The sequence below is a fragment of the Streptomyces sediminimaris genome (assembly GCF_047049295.1).
Classification (GTDB): Bacteria; Actinomycetota; Actinomycetes; order Streptomycetales; family Streptomycetaceae; genus Streptomyces; species Streptomyces sediminimaris.
This window is the reverse complement of sequence record NZ_JBJWOT010000001.1, coordinates 1,849,101-1,864,343: the sequence shown is the minus strand read 5'-3', so window position 1 is coordinate 1,864,343 and position 15,243 is coordinate 1,849,101. Positions and strand designations below refer to the sequence as shown.

General features: G+C 72.4%; 10 protein-coding genes. 1 reads left to right on the top strand and 9 read right to left on the bottom strand.

Annotated elements, in window-relative coordinates; all coding sequences use genetic code 11:
- Positions 1-21: 21 nt before the first annotated feature.
- The 5 genes from ACJ9NR_RS08660 to ACJ9NR_RS08640 all read right to left on the bottom strand — a co-directional run bounded on the left by ACJ9NR_RS08660 (position 22) and on the right by ACJ9NR_RS08640 (position 7,446).
- The gene (locus tag ACJ9NR_RS08660; RefSeq protein ID WP_412488885.1) at positions 22-3,963 is read right to left on the bottom strand and encodes a lipopolysaccharide biosynthesis protein; all 3,942 of its coding nucleotides are present in this window, start codon (positions 3,961-3,963) and stop codon (positions 22-24) included.
- A complete protein-coding gene (locus tag ACJ9NR_RS08655) occupies positions 3,956-4,756 on the bottom strand; it encodes a polysaccharide deacetylase family protein (protein ID WP_412488886.1) in 801 nt (266 codons plus the stop codon). The genes ACJ9NR_RS08660 and ACJ9NR_RS08655 overlap by 8 nt, the downstream gene beginning before the upstream one ends.
- A complete protein-coding gene (locus ACJ9NR_RS08650) occupies positions 4,749-5,780 on the bottom strand; it encodes a glycosyltransferase family 2 protein (RefSeq protein WP_412488887.1) in 1,032 nt (343 codons plus the stop codon). Before ACJ9NR_RS08650 ends, ACJ9NR_RS08655 begins: the two co-directional genes overlap by 8 nt.
- Complete coding sequence (locus ACJ9NR_RS08645) at positions 5,777-6,628, bottom strand: glycosyltransferase family 2 protein (RefSeq protein WP_412488888.1); 852 nt, start codon at positions 6,626-6,628, stop codon at positions 5,777-5,779. The genes ACJ9NR_RS08650 and ACJ9NR_RS08645 overlap by 4 nt, the downstream gene beginning before the upstream one ends.
- Before the next feature lie 344 nt (positions 6,629-6,972).
- Positions 6,973-7,446, bottom strand: a complete 474-nt coding sequence (locus ACJ9NR_RS08640) for a hypothetical protein (RefSeq protein WP_412488889.1) — start codon at positions 7,444-7,446, stop codon at positions 6,973-6,975.
- A gap of 183 nt (positions 7,447-7,629) precedes the next feature.
- Here ACJ9NR_RS08640 and ACJ9NR_RS08635 point away from each other — a divergent pair, with 183 nt between their 5' ends.
- On the top strand, positions 7,630-8,436 hold the full coding sequence (locus ACJ9NR_RS08635; RefSeq protein WP_412488890.1) for an SGNH/GDSL hydrolase family protein: 807 nt from the start codon (positions 7,630-7,632) through the stop codon (positions 8,434-8,436).
- Here ACJ9NR_RS08635 and ACJ9NR_RS08630 read toward each other — a convergent pair whose 3' ends face one another.
- The 4 genes from ACJ9NR_RS08630 to ACJ9NR_RS08615 form a co-directional block, all read right to left on the bottom strand.
- A complete protein-coding gene (locus ACJ9NR_RS08630) occupies positions 8,437-10,032 on the bottom strand; it encodes a serine/threonine-protein kinase (RefSeq protein WP_412488891.1) in 1,596 nt (531 codons plus the stop codon).
- Between the two features lie 60 nt (positions 10,033-10,092).
- Complete coding sequence (locus ACJ9NR_RS08625; RefSeq protein WP_412488892.1) at positions 10,093-11,841, bottom strand: urease accessory protein UreH domain-containing protein; 1,749 nt, start codon at positions 11,839-11,841, stop codon at positions 10,093-10,095.
- A complete protein-coding gene (locus tag ACJ9NR_RS08620) occupies positions 11,838-13,349 on the bottom strand; it encodes a tetratricopeptide repeat protein (RefSeq protein WP_412488893.1) in 1,512 nt (503 codons plus the stop codon). Before ACJ9NR_RS08620 ends, ACJ9NR_RS08625 begins: the two co-directional genes overlap by 4 nt.
- 187 nt (positions 13,350-13,536) lie before the next feature.
- Positions 13,537-15,072, bottom strand: coding sequence for a DUF4331 domain-containing protein (locus ACJ9NR_RS08615; RefSeq protein WP_412488894.1), 1,536 nt, complete (start codon positions 15,070-15,072; stop codon positions 13,537-13,539).
- Positions 15,073-15,243: the final 171 nt, after the last annotated feature.

Sequence of the window (15,243 nt, the reverse complement as noted above, 5' to 3'; positions counted from 1 at the left end):
GCCACTTCCCGGGACGCGGCCTCACTTCATGGTCAGGAACCGCTGCACCAGCGAGGCCAGGAAGACCGCCAGCAGCGGCAGCGAGAACCAGTAACTGCTCTGCAGCCACCGCAGTTGCCGCACGCTCGGCCGCAGCGCGACCCGCACCACCTCGCGCGCCGTCATCAGCACGATGAGCGCGAGCGCCGCCAGGGCGCCGACGACCGACCAGGGCGTCCAGGTGATCTGCGGCCCGATCGGCCCCGGGTCCGGCTTCGGCACCGCTCCCTCGGGCTGCTTCTTCAGGGCGTAGAGGGTGGCGTCGGCGTTGACGTAGACCTTCTTCAGCTCCGGCCGCTGGTCCAGGTTCCTCATCAGCCGGGGTTGCCAGGTGTCCGAGTAGCCCACGTCCATCGTGAGGTAGGTCGTCTGGCTCTCGTTGATCATCAGGTACGAGTTCGGACCCGCGTCCTTGAGCGCCTTGACCAGGCCGGACACCAGCACCGGGTCGGCCGGCGCCTGGGTGGGCACGTAGCTCACCCGTTCCATGTCCTTCGCGCCCCAGGGCATCGCCGGTGTCACGTCGTTGACCGTGTCGTTGCTCAGCCAGAGCAGGCGGACGGTCGGCCGGTCGTGGGCGTAGACGTAGTCCATGGCCGCCACCTCGCCCGGCCGGACCCGCTCGAACGGCTCGTTGCCCCAGCGGGCCACCAGGAAGCCGCCCATGAGCAGCAGTCCCGCCATGAGCGCGGCCAGCGGGGCGAGGCTCACCCGGTCCTTGTCGCGTTCCTCGGCGGTGACCCCGGTGCGCGGGAACAGGGCGAGACCGGCCAGCAGGGCCGCGCCCGGCAGCGCGAACATGAAGACGCGCAGGGCCATCTCGCCGCCGTAGGACTGCATGCCGAAGCCCAGGAAGGGGACGAACGTCAGCACCAGCAGCGACCGCTCGCGGTACTTGTGGTCGTGCCGGCGCCACCAGCCCCAGCAGGCGAAGGCCATCACCGCGCCGGCCAGCAGCACGCGCGCGTACAGGACGAGCTTGTGGGTCGAGTCGCCGCCCTGGATACGGCCGGAGACCGAGGTGGAGACGTTGCTCCCGACGCCGCCGACCCCGCCGAACAGATCGTTGAAGTGCCCGGACCAGTACGGCTCGGCCATGAAGCCCACCCAGGCCGCGACCACGACGCCGAACAGGATGGGCAGGCCGCGCAGTTCGGACCGGCCGATCAGGACGAGCACCGCGAGCACGCCCAGCATCACGAACGGTGTGAGCTGGTGGGCCGGGACGCTCGCCGCGTACAGGCCGATCAGCACCCCGAGCAGGGCGGTCTTCTGCCGCCTGCTCGTCGGCTCGACCTCCGCCTCACCGGGCCGCCGCTTCGCCCAGATCACCCGTGGCTCGCGGAACCAGACCAGCAGGATCGCCACGAACGCCAGGTAGAGCAGATAGGTGAAGCCCTGCGGAGAGAAGTAGTCCTGGCCCACCCAGCCGCTGAGCACGAAGATCCAGATGCCGGTCCACTTGGCCCGCCAGCTCGCCCGCATGGAGCGCACGAGCAGGAACATCGGTACCAGATAGAGCAGCTGGATGGTCATCGGCCACCAGCGGATGACCTCGGTGAGGTCGGTGACCCCGCAGGCCTTCGTGACGAACGCGGCCACCGCGAAGAAGCCGGGCCAGCTCCAGCGCGCGTCCAGGTCCGGTACGGCGGAGCCGGTGCGGTCGATGTAGTCGAGGAAGCCGAGGTGCTGCCAGGCCGTCGGGAAGCGCGGCTCGGTCTCGATCACCGCGGGCAGCGCGTGCAGTGAGATCACCGTCGCCAGCAGTGTGACCAGGAGCAGCGCCTTGTGCTCCCGGGCCGTCCACAGCAGCGAGGCGAACACCACGACCAGCAGCGCGGCCCCGATCAGCGTCGGCAGCGGCAGGACGGAGATGAGACCGAGCCCGCCCATCGCGTCCAGGTCGGCCTCGCCGAGCCCCAGCGCCGGCACCCAGTACAGCAGCAGCGCGGCGGTCAGGAGGCAGCCGAGGACGAGGCCCAGGCGGCTCGGCCGCAGGCGCTCGCGCCAGGACAGGACGGGTGGCACGGGCTCCCGCACCTGCTCGGGGGCCTCTTCCCCGGGCGCGCCGTCCCCGGGTGTCTCCGCTCCGGACGCACCGCCCCCCGGTGTCTCCGTACCGGGCGCACCGTCCCCGGGCGTCCGGCCGGCGAGCGCCTCCCCGGCGAGCGGCGCTCCCGCCCGCGGCAGGAGCTCCTCGCCGAACGCCGTCCCGAACGGCGCGTCCACCTCGGCGGGCCCCAGCGAGGCCTCCGAGCCGGGCTCCCTCTCCTCCACGGGCAGGCCGAGCTCCGGGGTCTTCGCCCGGACGGGCCGGTGCTCCGGGGACGGGGCGGGCGTTCCGGCGGGCGGGGTCCCGGGGCCCGGCCGCACGTCCGGGCGCCGCTCCATGTGGTCGAAGTCGACGTGGATGCCGAGCGCGAGGGTGTCCGTGTCCAGGGCCCAGGCGGGCCCGCGCCCGCGCGGCTTCTCGGTGGCGGGGACGGCGGCACCCGCCCCGCTCGAGCGCCGCCGGGAGGGGTGGAGCCCCTCCAGGTCGGCGAGGTCCCCGTCGGGTGCCGCGTCCTCGGGCACGTCGCCGCCCGGGCGGGCGCGCAGCACCCGGAACAGCCTCGGGGCGGCGATCATGACGATCACCGCGAGCGAGGAGATCTCGGCGACACCGGCGCCGGTCAGCCCCATGCGGGGGAGCAGCAGCAGCGTCAGACCGAGCACCAGGACGCACAGCAGGCCCTGCAGCCAGGCGAGTCCGGCGGTGCGGCTCTGCGCCCGCAGCACCGCGAAGTACGTCTCCATGACGACCCGGAGCAGCGCCCCGAGCGCGAACCAGCGCAGCAGCGGCGTCGCCGCGTCCGCGTAGCCGGTGCCGAAGACACCCAGGATCCACGGCGCCCCGATGAACAGCACCCCGCAGATCGGCAGCATGATCCGGGTCATCCGGCGCAGCGCGGCGCGGGTGTTGGCGGCCAGCCGTGCCGGGTCGTGCGAGCCCTCGACGGTCAGCGAGGCCCCCATGTTGATGGCGAGGAGGTTGACCGTGCCGCCGATGGTGGTGGTGATGTAGAAGTACGCGTTGTTCTGGGAGCTGACCTGCGAGGCGATGATCACCGGAACCAGGTAGACCGCGGCGAGCGAGAACAGCGAGCCGGTGTAGTCGCCCGAGAGGAACCTGCCGACCTCCCTCAGCGTCGGCGGCTTGGCGTGGTCCTCGGTCGCCTTCACATGCCGTGGCACCAGGCGCCGGAAGACCAGCCAGCCCAGCGGCACCACCGAGGTGGCGATCGCGGCGACCCAGGAGACGAAGACGCCGGTCGTCGGGATCGCCGCGGCGAACGCCACCAGCAGCCCCAGCTTCACCGCGGAGAACACGGTGTTGCCCACCGGGACCCAGGGCGCGCTGCGCAGCCCCGTCAGCACACCGTCCTGCAGCGTGAGCAGGTTCCAGGCCATGACGGCCACGATGAATCCGAGGCCGTGCAGCGGCCCGTGCAGGAAGCGGTACGACGGCCCCCACACGTTCAGCGTGAGCAGGAAGATCCCCGCCGCGACCGCCACGACCAGCGAACTGCCCGCGTAGGTACGGAAGATCAGCTGCCCGGTGGTGCGCCCGGCGACCGGGATGAACCGGGCCAGGGCACCGGTCAGGGTCACCGCGGTCAGCCCCGCGAGGAACTTCATCGCGGCGATCGCGGCGGAGCCCTGGCCGACGGCGTCCTCGGAGTAGTAGCGGGCCGCGGCCAGCCAGAAGCCCAGGCCGAGCACGGCGGAGATGCCGGTGTTCAGCATCAGCGCGTAGGCGTTGCGGAACAGCTGGTTGCCGCCCTTCTTCCGGCCCAGTCCGGGCAGGCGAAGGCGGCGCCCCGGCTGCTCGGGCGTCTGGGTCGGGGACGACGCTGCCTCGGTCGTGGTCGTCGTGTCAGACACGGGAACGGATGGCCTTCCGGCGAACCTGGCGGGCTCTGCGGACCACGGCGTACCCCTTGGTGAGCACGCGGTCCCTGGCGAAGTCGCGGGCGATCGCGCGGCCGTGGACCAGCCGCTCGAACTCCTCGATGCCCGTGCCCCGGCGCACGGTCACGCGCTGGAGGGCGTACGGGCCCTGGCGGCGGCGGGCGAGGCCGTTGCCGACGGCGAGCGCCTGGGCGTATCCCGTCACGCGCACGGCCTCGCGCACCCGGCGGCTGGAGTAGCCGTAGGGGTAGGCGAACGAGGCCGGGACCGAGCCCAGTTCCTCGGCGATGATCTCCTTGCAGCGGATCAGTTCGTGGCGCAGGGCGTCGTCGCGGAGCTGGTCGAGCTGCGGGTGGGTGTGGCTGTGCCCGCCGATCTCCACCTCCGCGCCGGCGAGTTCGCGCACCTGGTCCCAGTCCAGCATGGTGTCCAGGCCGCCGCCCATGTCGTACGCGCCCTTGATCCAGCCGGTGGAGACGAACAGCGTGGCGGCGAAGCCGTGCTTGGCGAGCACGGGCAGGGCGTGCCGGTGCACGCCCTCGTAGCCGTCGTCGAAGGTGATCAGCACGGGCCGCGGGGGCAGCGGGCGGCCCGAGCGCCAACCCGCCGCCAGGGCGGCGGTGCTGACGGGCGTGAGCCCGTGGTCCGCGAGGCACGCCATCTGCTCCGCGAACGCCCCGGGTGCCACCGACAGCGCGCGGGTGGCGTCGTTCGGGGCGGTCGAGACGGAGTGGTACATCAGGATCGGCACCGGTGCCTCAGTCATGGGATCCCCCCTCGGTCTCGGCGGATTCCCTTCCGGTCCCGACGGATCCCCGCTCGATCGCGACGACGCGGAAGGTGTCTCCGCCACGGCGTGCCCGGACGCTGCCCACCACGTACCCCCCGGCCGCGGTGAGCACCCCGGCGACGATCGCGCCCGCGCGGCCCGCGCCCCCCGGGCGGACCAGCACGGCGTCGCGCAGACCCCGGACCACGCCGGCCGGCAGCACCCGGGTGGCGTAGCGGCGCTCGGACTCCAGTCCCTTGTCCGCGCCCACACTTCGCGCCACCAGGGCCTTCGACAGGCCCTCGGCGTAGGCGCGGGTGCGGAAGTAGCCGAAGTGCTCGCGCGCCTCGGGCACCCGGTGGTGGATCACCGCACGGTCGTCGATCAGCAGGATCGCGTCCGGCCGGGCGCGGGTGAGCCGGATGCACAGCTCCGTCTCCTCGCAGCCGAGCGGGCGCTTGTCGCCGTCCCGGCCGATGCCGGTCGCGAAACCGCCGGCCGCGTCGAACGCCGTACGGCGGAAGGAGGCGTTGCCCCCGAGGACGTTGCGCACCCGGACCCGGCCCGGCGGCAGGCCCTTGTAGGTGCAGCCCACCACCCAGTCGAACTCCTCGGGGAACCAGGCCGGACGCCTGCCCGACGCCCAGACCGGCATCGTGCGGCCGCCGACGGCCATCACCCGGGGATCGGCGTAGCCCTCGGCGAAGCGGCGCAGCCAGTCCCGCTCGGCCACGGCGTCGTCGTCGAGGAAGGCGAGCACCTCGCCGCGGGCGGCCGCGATCCCGGTGTTGCGGCCCGCGGACAGGCCGCGCGGGCCCGCGTTGGCGAGCACCCGTACCTCGTCGGCCTCCTTGTACTCCTTGGCCAGCCGGTCAAGGAGCGCCGGGTTGTGGTCGACGACCAGCAGGGTCTCCAGGGCAGGGTGGGACTGCGCCCGCACCGAGGAGACCGCCGCGAGGATGTCCTCCCAGCGGTCCTCGGTGTACACGCAGATCACGACGGAGATGTCGAGATCGCTCAAGGCACCTCTCCCTGGACCGAGTCGAGCGGGACCGGGTCGAGAGAGACCGGTTCGAGCATCGGCGAGTGGTGTTCCTGGCGGCGCAGCTCCTTCCGGTTCGACCGCTCCCCGAGGATGACCTTGAGCACCCGGAACCCGTCGCGCACGGCGCGCAGATTGCTCGCACCGTGGATGCGCAGGTACTCGTGGCTCGGGATCTCCTGCACCTTCAGGCCGGCCTTGACCACCCGGATGTTGATCAGGGTCTCGATCTCGAAGCCGGTGCAGTCGAGGGAGATCTTGTCCAGGCAGTGCCGCCAGAAGGCGTTGTACCCGTAGCACAGGTCCGTGTAGCGGGCGCCGAACTTGCGGTTGACGATCGTGCACAGCGCCCAGTTGCCGAGCTTGCGGATGAACGTCATGTCGTCGGTGCCGCCGCCGTTGGCGAAGCGGGATCCCTTGGCGAAGTCGGCGCCGGAGACCAGGGCGGAGACGTAGCTGACGATCTCGTTGCCGTCCGCGGAGCCGTCGGCGTCGACCATCACGATGATGTCGCCGGTGCAGGCCTTGAAGCCGGTGATCAGGGCGTCGCCCTTGCCCTTGCCGCGCTGCTCGACGACCTTGACGTCCGGCCACAGCCCGCGGGCCACCTCGACGGTGTCGTCCGTCGAATTGCCGTCCACCAGAACGACTTCGTGTATCCAGTCGGGAAGTGTCTTGAACACGTAGGGGAGATTCTCCGCCTCATTCATGGCGGGAATCACCACGCTCACCGGTGGCGCGATGGCCAGGTGAGAAGAGATCGGCCGGTATTTGCTGGCTATTAACGGATCCTGGCCCGTGTTCGCCGGCCGAAGAACAGAACTCATGAGTCTGGTCCCTCTCGTCCGGTGGACCGCCCGCCCCTGGGCGGCCCGGTTATGTGTCCGGTTCGAAAGGGGGGTTCACGCCTGTGGCATGACGAATTGGATCTCCGTGCACGCCGAGGCGAGCTGGCAAAGCTGGCCGTCTGCCGCGGAACGGCAGCCGGTCTCGCGGCACGACTCGGTCACAAGTGCGGTCACCGAGCACGGCACCCCCCTACCGCGCCCCACGCCGGTTCCATCGCGGTCCTTGAGCCCTCCCCTAGAGCCGCTTGGTGATGGACCGATGCGGGTGAGATGTACGACGGTATTGACGATTGAACCCCTATGGCAAGGCCTGGAACGAGGCCTCACGTTTTTGTTGGTTTGACCGTTGCACAGCTCACGAGAAGACACAAACTGATCACGGTCACTGCGATGATTCCCCCGGTCACCGACCATCGGTGAACGGCCAACATGCTCTGCGCCACGAGCATGTTGAGAACGATCGCGCCCGCGATCGCGCCGATCGCGCGACCGAGCGGCTCCAGCCCGCGCAGCGCGGCCCCGATGGCCGTGGTGGGCGCGGCGAGCAGGAAGAACAGGGTGAGCGGGCCGCGCAGCGGTGAGTCGGAGCCGGCCAGCGCCAGAAGCGCGCCGCTGCCCCCCACGGCCGTCGCGGCGCCCGCGAGCAGTGGCGACAGGTCCCTCCCCGGTCCCGTCCGCTCCCGCTCGGCGCCCGCTGTTGGTGGTCTCTTGATACGGATGGTCTGCATTGGCGACTTTGCCCCCCGACGCGCCGGATGCCGGGCTTCAATGTCGCGCAGCCCGTCGGTGGCCGTCAAGGTCCCAAAGGGGCCATGGGGCAGTCCTTATGCATTTTTGAACCAGCGTTCCGCGGGGGGCCGGATGCGAAGAAGTCCGGATCTGAACGGCAGTTGGCCCGAAAAAGTTGACATGGACACTTCCCAGTGACGCGCGTAGTTGGTACGACGGTTGAGGCAGAGATCCTGCTAAAGGGAGGTTCCATGAGACGTTCCCGATGTGCCGTTCTCCTGAGCTCCGTCCTCCTCGCCGTCGGCACGGCCCTCACCGGGGCCACGGCGGCGCACGCGTCCCAGAACGCCGCGCCCACCGGCTATGTGGCCCTCGGCGACTCCTACTCCTCCGGGGTCGGGTCGGGCAGCTACATCAGCTCCAGCGGCGACTGCAAGCGCAGCACGAAGGCCTACCCCTACCTCTGGGCCGCCGCGCACTCACCCTCGACGTTCGACTTCACCGCCTGCTCGGGCGCCCGTACGGGTGATGTTCTGTCCGGGCAGCTGGGTCCGCTCAGCACCGCCACGGGCCTGGTCTCCATCAGCATCGGCGGCAACGACGCCGGTTTCGCCGACGTCATGACGACCTGTGTGCTCCAGTCCGACAGCTCCTGCCTCTCCCGGATCGACACCGCGAGGGCCTACGTCGCCAACACGCTCCCCGGACAGCTGGACAACGTCTACTCCGCGATCAGCGCCAAGGCCCCGAACGCCCATGTGGTCGTCCTGGGCTACCCCCGCTTCTACAAGCTCGGCACCACCTGCGTCGGCCTCTCCGAGACCAAGCGGAAGGCGATCAACGACGCGGCCGACCAGCTCGACACGGCCATCGCCAAGGCCGCCGCCGACCACGGCTTCACCTTCGGCGACGTCCGTTCCACCTTCACCGGCCACGAGCTCTGCTCCGGCAGCTCCTGGCTGCACAGCGTCAACTGGCTCAACATCGGCGAGTCCTACCACCCCACGGCGGCAGGCCAGTCCGGCGGCTATCTGCCGGTCATCACCAGCGCCGCCTGATCACTGCGACGCCGACGGCGAAGCACTGGTGGAGGCCCCGCCCGTCGGGGTCTCCGCCACACAGGTCACCGAGAACGCGACCGAGTTGGACTTCGTGGCCACCGGCGAACGCACCTCGACACGGATCTCGTTGCGGAAGGTCCCCGCGCTGTCGTAGGTCGTCACGAACGCCCGGTCCTGCCTGGTCCTCGAGCCGTCCGCCGGGAAGGACAGGGTCTTCCACCCCTGGTCCATGACCTGGCCGTCCCGCGACACCCAGCGGTAGCTCACCTCCGCGGGCAGCCTCCCCACCGTGAACGTCGCCGTGAAGGCGGGCGCCTGGCCGCTCGCCGGCGGACAGCTGCCGGAGTAGTCGGTGTTCGCGCCCGCGAGGGTGACCTGCACGGACTGCGGGGCCGATGTCGTGGGACTGCCGCTCGGGCTCGGCGTGGGGCTGCCGGCCCCGCCGCTGCGCGGACTCGTGGTGCCCGGCGTCTGCGAAGTCCCGCCCGCCGTACGGGTGCTGCCGCCGCCCGCGGTCCCGTCACCGCCCCCGCCGTTCAGCAGCGCGTACGTCAGACCGGCCAGCGCCAGCGCGAGGACGAGCAGGCCGGCGATCAGGACGGAGGCGGCCTTGCGGTTGCGCCGCTGCGGTTGCGCCGCGGCCGTCGGCCCGGGGACGGCCGGCCGCGTTCCGTACGGAGTCGGCGGGGTCCCCGCTCCCCCTTCCGGATATCCGGCGATCGTCGGTGTGTACGGGACGGTCGGCGCTCCGTACACACCGGGCGTGCCGCCCGCCGAGATGAGCCGCAGGTCCTGCTCGGCCCGGTCGGCCGGCAGCCGCTCGGCCGGTTCCTTGCGCAGCAGCCCCTCGATGACGGGGGCGAGCGGCCCGGCCCGCCCCGGCGCCGGCAGTTCCTCGTCCACGATCGCCCGCAGCGTGCCGAGCGGGGTGTCCTGACGGAACGGCGAGTTGCCCTCGACGGCCGCGTACAGCAGGACGCCCAGCGACCACAGGTCGGACTCCGGGCCGGGCGTACGGCCCAACGCCCGCTCCGGCGCGAGGAACTCGGGCGAGCCGATGACCTCCCCGGTCATGGTCAGGGCCGAGCTGCCCTCCACCATGGCGATGCCGAAGTCGGTGAGGACCACCCGGCCGTCGTTCGACAGCAGCACGTTGGCCGGCTTCACGTCCCGGTGCAGCACCCCCGCCGCGTGCGCCGCCCGCAGCGCGGACAGCACCTCGGCACCGATGTGCGCGGCCCGCTGCGGCGGCAGCGGACCCTCCGACTCCAGGACGTCGGCGAGGGAGACGCCGCGGACCAGCTCCATGACGATCCAGGGCCGCCCGTCCTCGGTGGCCACGTCGTAGACCGTGACGACGTTGCGGTCGGCGACCCGCGCCGCCGCCCACGCCTCGCGTTCCAGGCGGGCGTACATCCGCTCCACGTCCGGGGCCGGCAGCCCGGCGGGCGCGCGTACCTCCTTGACGGCGACCTCGCGGTGCAGCACCTCGTCCATGGCGCGCCACACGGTTCCCATGCCGCCCTGGCCGAGAGGGGACAGGAGGCGGTAGCGGCCGGCGATCACACGTTCACTGCCCGGTTCTTCGGACACGGGCGTCCCCCATTCGCATCCGCGGGTTCTCTCCACTCCGTGTGATTCTCCAAACGTAGCTCAGCCGAATGCGGATGCGGCCCCCTTGAGCACCAGACCGGCCCCCAGAATCACGACGAGGAGCGCCGACCCCAGCGGGGCGGTCCGGCGGACCAGCACGGCGAGGGGGTGACCGGTCCAGCGGGGGCGCCGGTCCAGCAGCCGGCTCATGCCGGCGCCCAGCCTGACGACGGCGAACCCGGCCGCCGTGAGCGTGAGGGCGAGCCCGACGCCGTAGGCGACGACGAGCAGCAGCCCGAACCAGGCCTGTCCGAGCGCCGCGGCGCCGACGAGCACGACGACGGCGGAGGGGCTGGGCACCAGACCGCCGGCGAAGCCGAGCAGGAGCGTGCCGCGGAGGGTGGGGGCGGTGGAGTGGGTGTGGGTGAAGCCGCCGTGGGTGTGTTCGAGGCCGTGGCGGTGGGGATGCGGGTGCTCGTGACCGGCGCCGTGGTCGTGGGGGCGAGGGTGGCCGTGGTGGTCGCGGCCGTCGTCGTGGGGGTGCGCGTGGTCGTGATCGTGGTGGTCGCGGCCGTCGTCGTGAAGGTGCGTGTGGTCGTGATCGTGCGTGTGGGGGTGCGGGGAGGTCGCCGCGGCCACGGTGGCGGGGACGCGGGCGGCGGCCGGCACCGGGGCGCGCTCATCGGTCCGGGAGGTCCCGGGCGGGCGCGCGGGGTCGTCGGAGCCGGGCCGGGGGGCGGGGTCGTGCCGTCCGTGGCCGTGCGGCCGCCCCGTGCCGCGGTCGCGCCACGCACGGCGTACGAGGGTCGCGCCCGCGGAGGCCACCATGACGCCGCTGGCGACGCCCAGCCAGGCGATCACCGAGGGCGCGGCACCCGAGCCGGCCGTCACCAGGAGCCCGAGCGCGACGACGCCGAGGGTGTGGGTGACCGTCACCGAGGCGGCCAGGGGCAGGACGTCCTTCAGGCGGGCGCGGCCGCCGCGGGCGGCCGCCGTCGCCGCCATCAGGGTCTTGCCGTGGCCCGGCGCGAGCGCGTGCATGGCGCCGAGGACGACCGCGATCAGCAGCGCGAGCGCGGCGAAGCCGACGGTGAGGTCGTGCCGGGCGACCAGGGAGTCCAGGGCGCGGGTCCAGCGGTCGGCGCCGCGCGGCAGGACCGAGGCGGCGGGGGCGTCCTGCCGCGTCTCGGCCAGTGCGGGACCGCCCGCGCGCACGCGCAGGAAGGCGGCCGAGGTGTCGGCGGGGGAGGAGAGCAACTCCTTCGGATAGCGGGTGAGTTCGTGCGACACCGAGGTCTTCGGTACGTCCGAGGCGGTGAGCGTCATACGGTCGCCGCGCGCGGTGATCTCGCGCCAGCCGGGCCCGGAGGACGCGCCCGCGCTGTGGAAGGCGACGCTCACGCCCTCGTGCCCGGGCAGCGGCGCGGTCAGCCGGCACTCCACGCGCAGTGTGTGCAGCCCCGCCTGCCCGGGCCGCAGGCGCGCCGCGCTGCCGGTGACCGCCAGGGCGGTGGCCCGCCCGCCGACGGTGAGCCTGCTGCCGTCCGCCGCCTTCGCGCACCGCCGCCGCGCCCACTCGGTCATGCCGAGCCGCGCGACGTCGGGCCCGGCCTGCGTGGCCGGGATCTCGGCGAGGTCCTCCACGTGGTCGACGCGCAGCGTGCCGGGACCGGCGACGAGGCCGTCGTAGCGGTTGACGGTGAAGTTGCCGAGGGGGTGCGCGCTCGCGCTGGTGGAAGGAAGCAGCGCGAGCGCGCAGGCCGCCGTGAGGACGGCCCCCGTGGAGGCGAGCAGCCGACGAGGGTTCACCGCCCGGCCTCCAGGTCCTTCAGTGCCGTACGGGCCTCGCGGGCCCCCAGCGGCGAGAAGCCGGGGTTCAGCTTCAGCGCGGCCCGCAGAAGGGCTCGGGCGTCCGCGGCGTGGCCGGTGGCGCGTTCGATCACGCCGCGGTGGTAGAGGAACAGGGCGTTGCGGTAACCGGTGGCCGTCGCCCGCCGGGCCGGAGCCAGGGCTTCCGCGTCCCTTCCGTTGACGTGCAGGGCCCAGGCCAGGGCGTCCGCGGTGTGCACGGTGTGCCGCCTGGACCACTCGGCGCGGGCGGCGCGCAGGGCGGCGGCCCGGTCCCCGTGGTCGGCCGCGGCGAGCGCGGTGTCGAGGTCGGCGTCGACGCCGTTGGCGCGGGCCAGGGCGATCCAGGCGTCGACCAGGGCGTACTGCTCGCGGGCCCTGGCCCGGTCGCCCCCGGCGCCGCGGTCCTGGTACATCTCGCCGAGCGCGACCAGCGGCTGCGGCAGCGGGAAGCGGGCGACGACCTGCTCCATGCCCCTGATCGCGGCGGCCCGGTCACCGCTCGCGTACTGGGCGCGGGCGCGGCCCTCCAGGGCGGGAAGGTAGTTGTCGTCGGCGGCGAGCGCGCGGGCGTAGTAGGTGAGCGCGCCGCGGTAGTCGCCCTGGTTCCAGGCGAGCAGGCCGAGCTGGGCGGCGACGTACGCGATGTCCCCGCGGGCGGTGGAGGCGGTGAGGGCCTGCTCCAGCACCCGGTGCGCGGTGCTCACGTCCCCGCGCAGCTCGTGCACGTAGGCGTACCGCGTGAAGACCGGGACGCCCGGACGCCGGGAGTCGGCGGTGTCGGCGGCCTTCGACGCGTCGGCGTAGCGGCCGAGCTCGACGAGCGCGTCGATGCGGGAGGACAGGGCCCGCTCACTGTAGGGGTTCTCCCGGAGCACCCTGTCCGCGTACCCGAGGGCGTGCGTGAAGTCGTGCCGGGCCGCGGCGAGGGCCGCCTGCCCGGTGACGGCCTGCTCGTTGCCGGGCTTCAGAGCGAGGGACCGCCGCAGCGCCTTCTCGGCCTGCGGGTAGCGCGCCGGGTCGCCCTTGGTCCGGGCCTGCTCGACATAGGCCAGACCCAGCGTGGCCCAGCTGCCGAAGTCCTTCGGCTGCGCCTTGAGCTGCGCCTGCAGCGAGGCGACGCCCGCATCGAGGCCGCCGCCGGCCCGCAGCGCCGGGGAGGCGGCGGCCGGGGCGGACGCGAGGCTCGCGCCCCGGTGCTCGCGCAGCGCCCCGACCGCGATGGCCCCGCAGGTGAGCGCCACGGCCAGCAGGACGGCGGTGCCCCCGAGCCGCGCGGCCCTCAGCCGCCGCCCTGCCTCCCCCACCCGCCGCACCGCGGCGACCCGCGGATCGAGTGCGGCGCCCTCCTCCGGGACGCCGCGGCTCCCGGGCTCCTCGGCGGGCGGCGCGGCCTCGGGTGCCGGCGGGGGGAGCGGCGGGGTGCCGGTCTCCTCCCCCGGGTCGGTGTCGTTCGTGCGCGGGGCCATGCCCTCTCCTTGATCGACGTGCTGCGTGCGGAAGTCGTGCGGCGCGGCCCGGCCGTGGGGGATGGGTACGAACGGGCCGCGCCAGTCGGTGGCCGGGCCGGAGCCCGGCCGAAGGGGCGCGGGGAACCGCGCGACCGGCCACGACGCCGCTGCGGGTGAGTGCCGGCCGGAAGTTCCCGTACGCGCGTCAGTACGCGCGCCCCCGCATCCGGCGCCACCACATCAGGGCGGCGCCGATCAGGGCGACGCCGGCCGCGCCGGCGCCCGCGGAGGCGGCGATCAGCCGGCTGTCGCCGGTGCCGCCGGAGGAACCGGCCGGCCGCAGCGCGTCGCCCAGCTGGTTGCGGACGTCGTTGCCGCTGGTGACGCCCTTGGCGGTGGCACCGCGCGAACCGGCCGTCGGGTCGGCCAGGTAGGGGAAGGTGTGGCCGAAGCCCTTGTCGTTCTTGTCGACCGCGTCGCCCAGGTCGTTCTTGGAGCCGACCAGTTCGCCCTCGACGACCTGCAGCGCCTCGTCGACCACGTCGTCGGTGAGACGACGGCCGTTCGGGAAGCCGGCGTTGTCACCGTCGAGGACGCCCAGCCGCTTGGGATGGGCCGCCGGCTTGATCGAGGTGTTCAGGCGCAGTTCCTCCGCCGGCCGCACCTTCGGCGGCTGGTTGAGGCCCTTCACGCCCTTGAGGAAGACGTCGACCAGGTCGTTGCGCGGCTCGGCCGGCGCCTTGATCTTGTAGATCTGCTCGATGAGCCTGGGCAGTTCGGGGTTGGTCACGTTCTTCAGGAACTGGGCGTCGTACCAGGGCGAGGACGCGTTGAACCGGTCCTTGTCCTTCAGCGGGTTGACGACCTCGTTGACCAGCGGGTTGCCCAGGCGCGAGACCTGCTCGTAGTAGCCCCTGGCGTTCTTGCGCTGGGTGGTGGACCAGATGCCGACGATCGGCTGGTCCTTGGACTGGGTGATCATGTCGGTGGGCAGCTGCAGGGCGATGGAGTTGACGTTGTAGCCCTTGAGCGTGTCCCGCCCGACCTCCGAGAGGTTCCCGCCGTACAGCAGGTCGAAGACGCGCAGATCCAGGAAGAACGGGTCGTCGGCCTGGCCCGCGAACGTCTGCGCCCCGTTGGCGAGCTTGTGGATCGCCTGCTTGCGCAGGGTGTCGTAGTGAGGCATCGACGCCTTGCCGACGTCGGACGGCGCCACCGGCACGTCGTCCGCGAGCTTCGTCCGGTACGTCACCTTCTGCTTGCGCAGCTTGATCAGGTCGATGTCGTACGTCTGGGTCACGTTCAGGTCCGGGTCGTCCAGGCTGGTGACCGCACCGGTGTTGTAGAGGAACGTCTTCTTGTTCTTCGTGTGCGTCTTGAAGGTGTAGCGCAGCAGCAACTCGCCCTGCGCGTCACCGTTGTTGTCGATGTGGATGTCGTACTGGGCGTCGTCGGCGAACGTGTAGAAGTTCGGGCCGCCCGCCGGGTCCTCGAACGGGATCCAGTTGGCGATGATCGTCGTCGTGTCCGGCTTGTCCGGGCTGACGAACGCGTACACGTCGGTGTTGTCGTACTGCGGCTGCCCCGAGATCAGCGGGGCCTCCCGGTGGCTGGAGGCGGAGGCCGCCCCCGGTTCCAGCGTCGTCACGCCGGCGGCCGCGAGCCCCCCGGCGGCCAGCGCGCCGGCTATCAGGGTCGCGATGCTCCCGCGTCCCGCACCGCTCCTGGAGATAGGTGTCATGCCGTCCGTCCTCGGTCCCAACTTGCCTGACGCACGCTGATTCGGAGCGGTCGGCAGGGCGGATTGGTGGAATCTCAGAGGTCTTTACGGCGAGCGGGGAATCTTGTTTCATCGCGCGGCGACTGGCGTTTTCCGCCCGCCCATCCGTAACCCCATCCGGAGGTGCGTTCG

Coding starts and splice junctions, on each gene's coding strand:
- ACJ9NR_RS08655 (WP_412488886.1), bottom strand. CDS start 4,756: ATGACTGAGGCACCGGTGCCGATCCTGATGTACCACTCCGTCTCGACC.
- ACJ9NR_RS08645 (WP_412488888.1), bottom strand. CDS start 6,628: ATGAGTTCTGTTCTTCGGCCGGCGAACACGGGCCAGGATCCGTTAATA.
- ACJ9NR_RS08635 (WP_412488890.1), top strand. CDS start 7,630: ATGAGACGTTCCCGATGTGCCGTTCTCCTGAGCTCCGTCCTCCTCGCC.
- ACJ9NR_RS08620 (WP_412488893.1), bottom strand. CDS start 13,349: ATGGCCCCGCGCACGAACGACACCGACCCGGGGGAGGAGACCGGCACC.
- ACJ9NR_RS08615 (WP_412488894.1), bottom strand. CDS start 15,072: ATGACACCTATCTCCAGGAGCGGTGCGGGACGCGGGAGCATCGCGACC.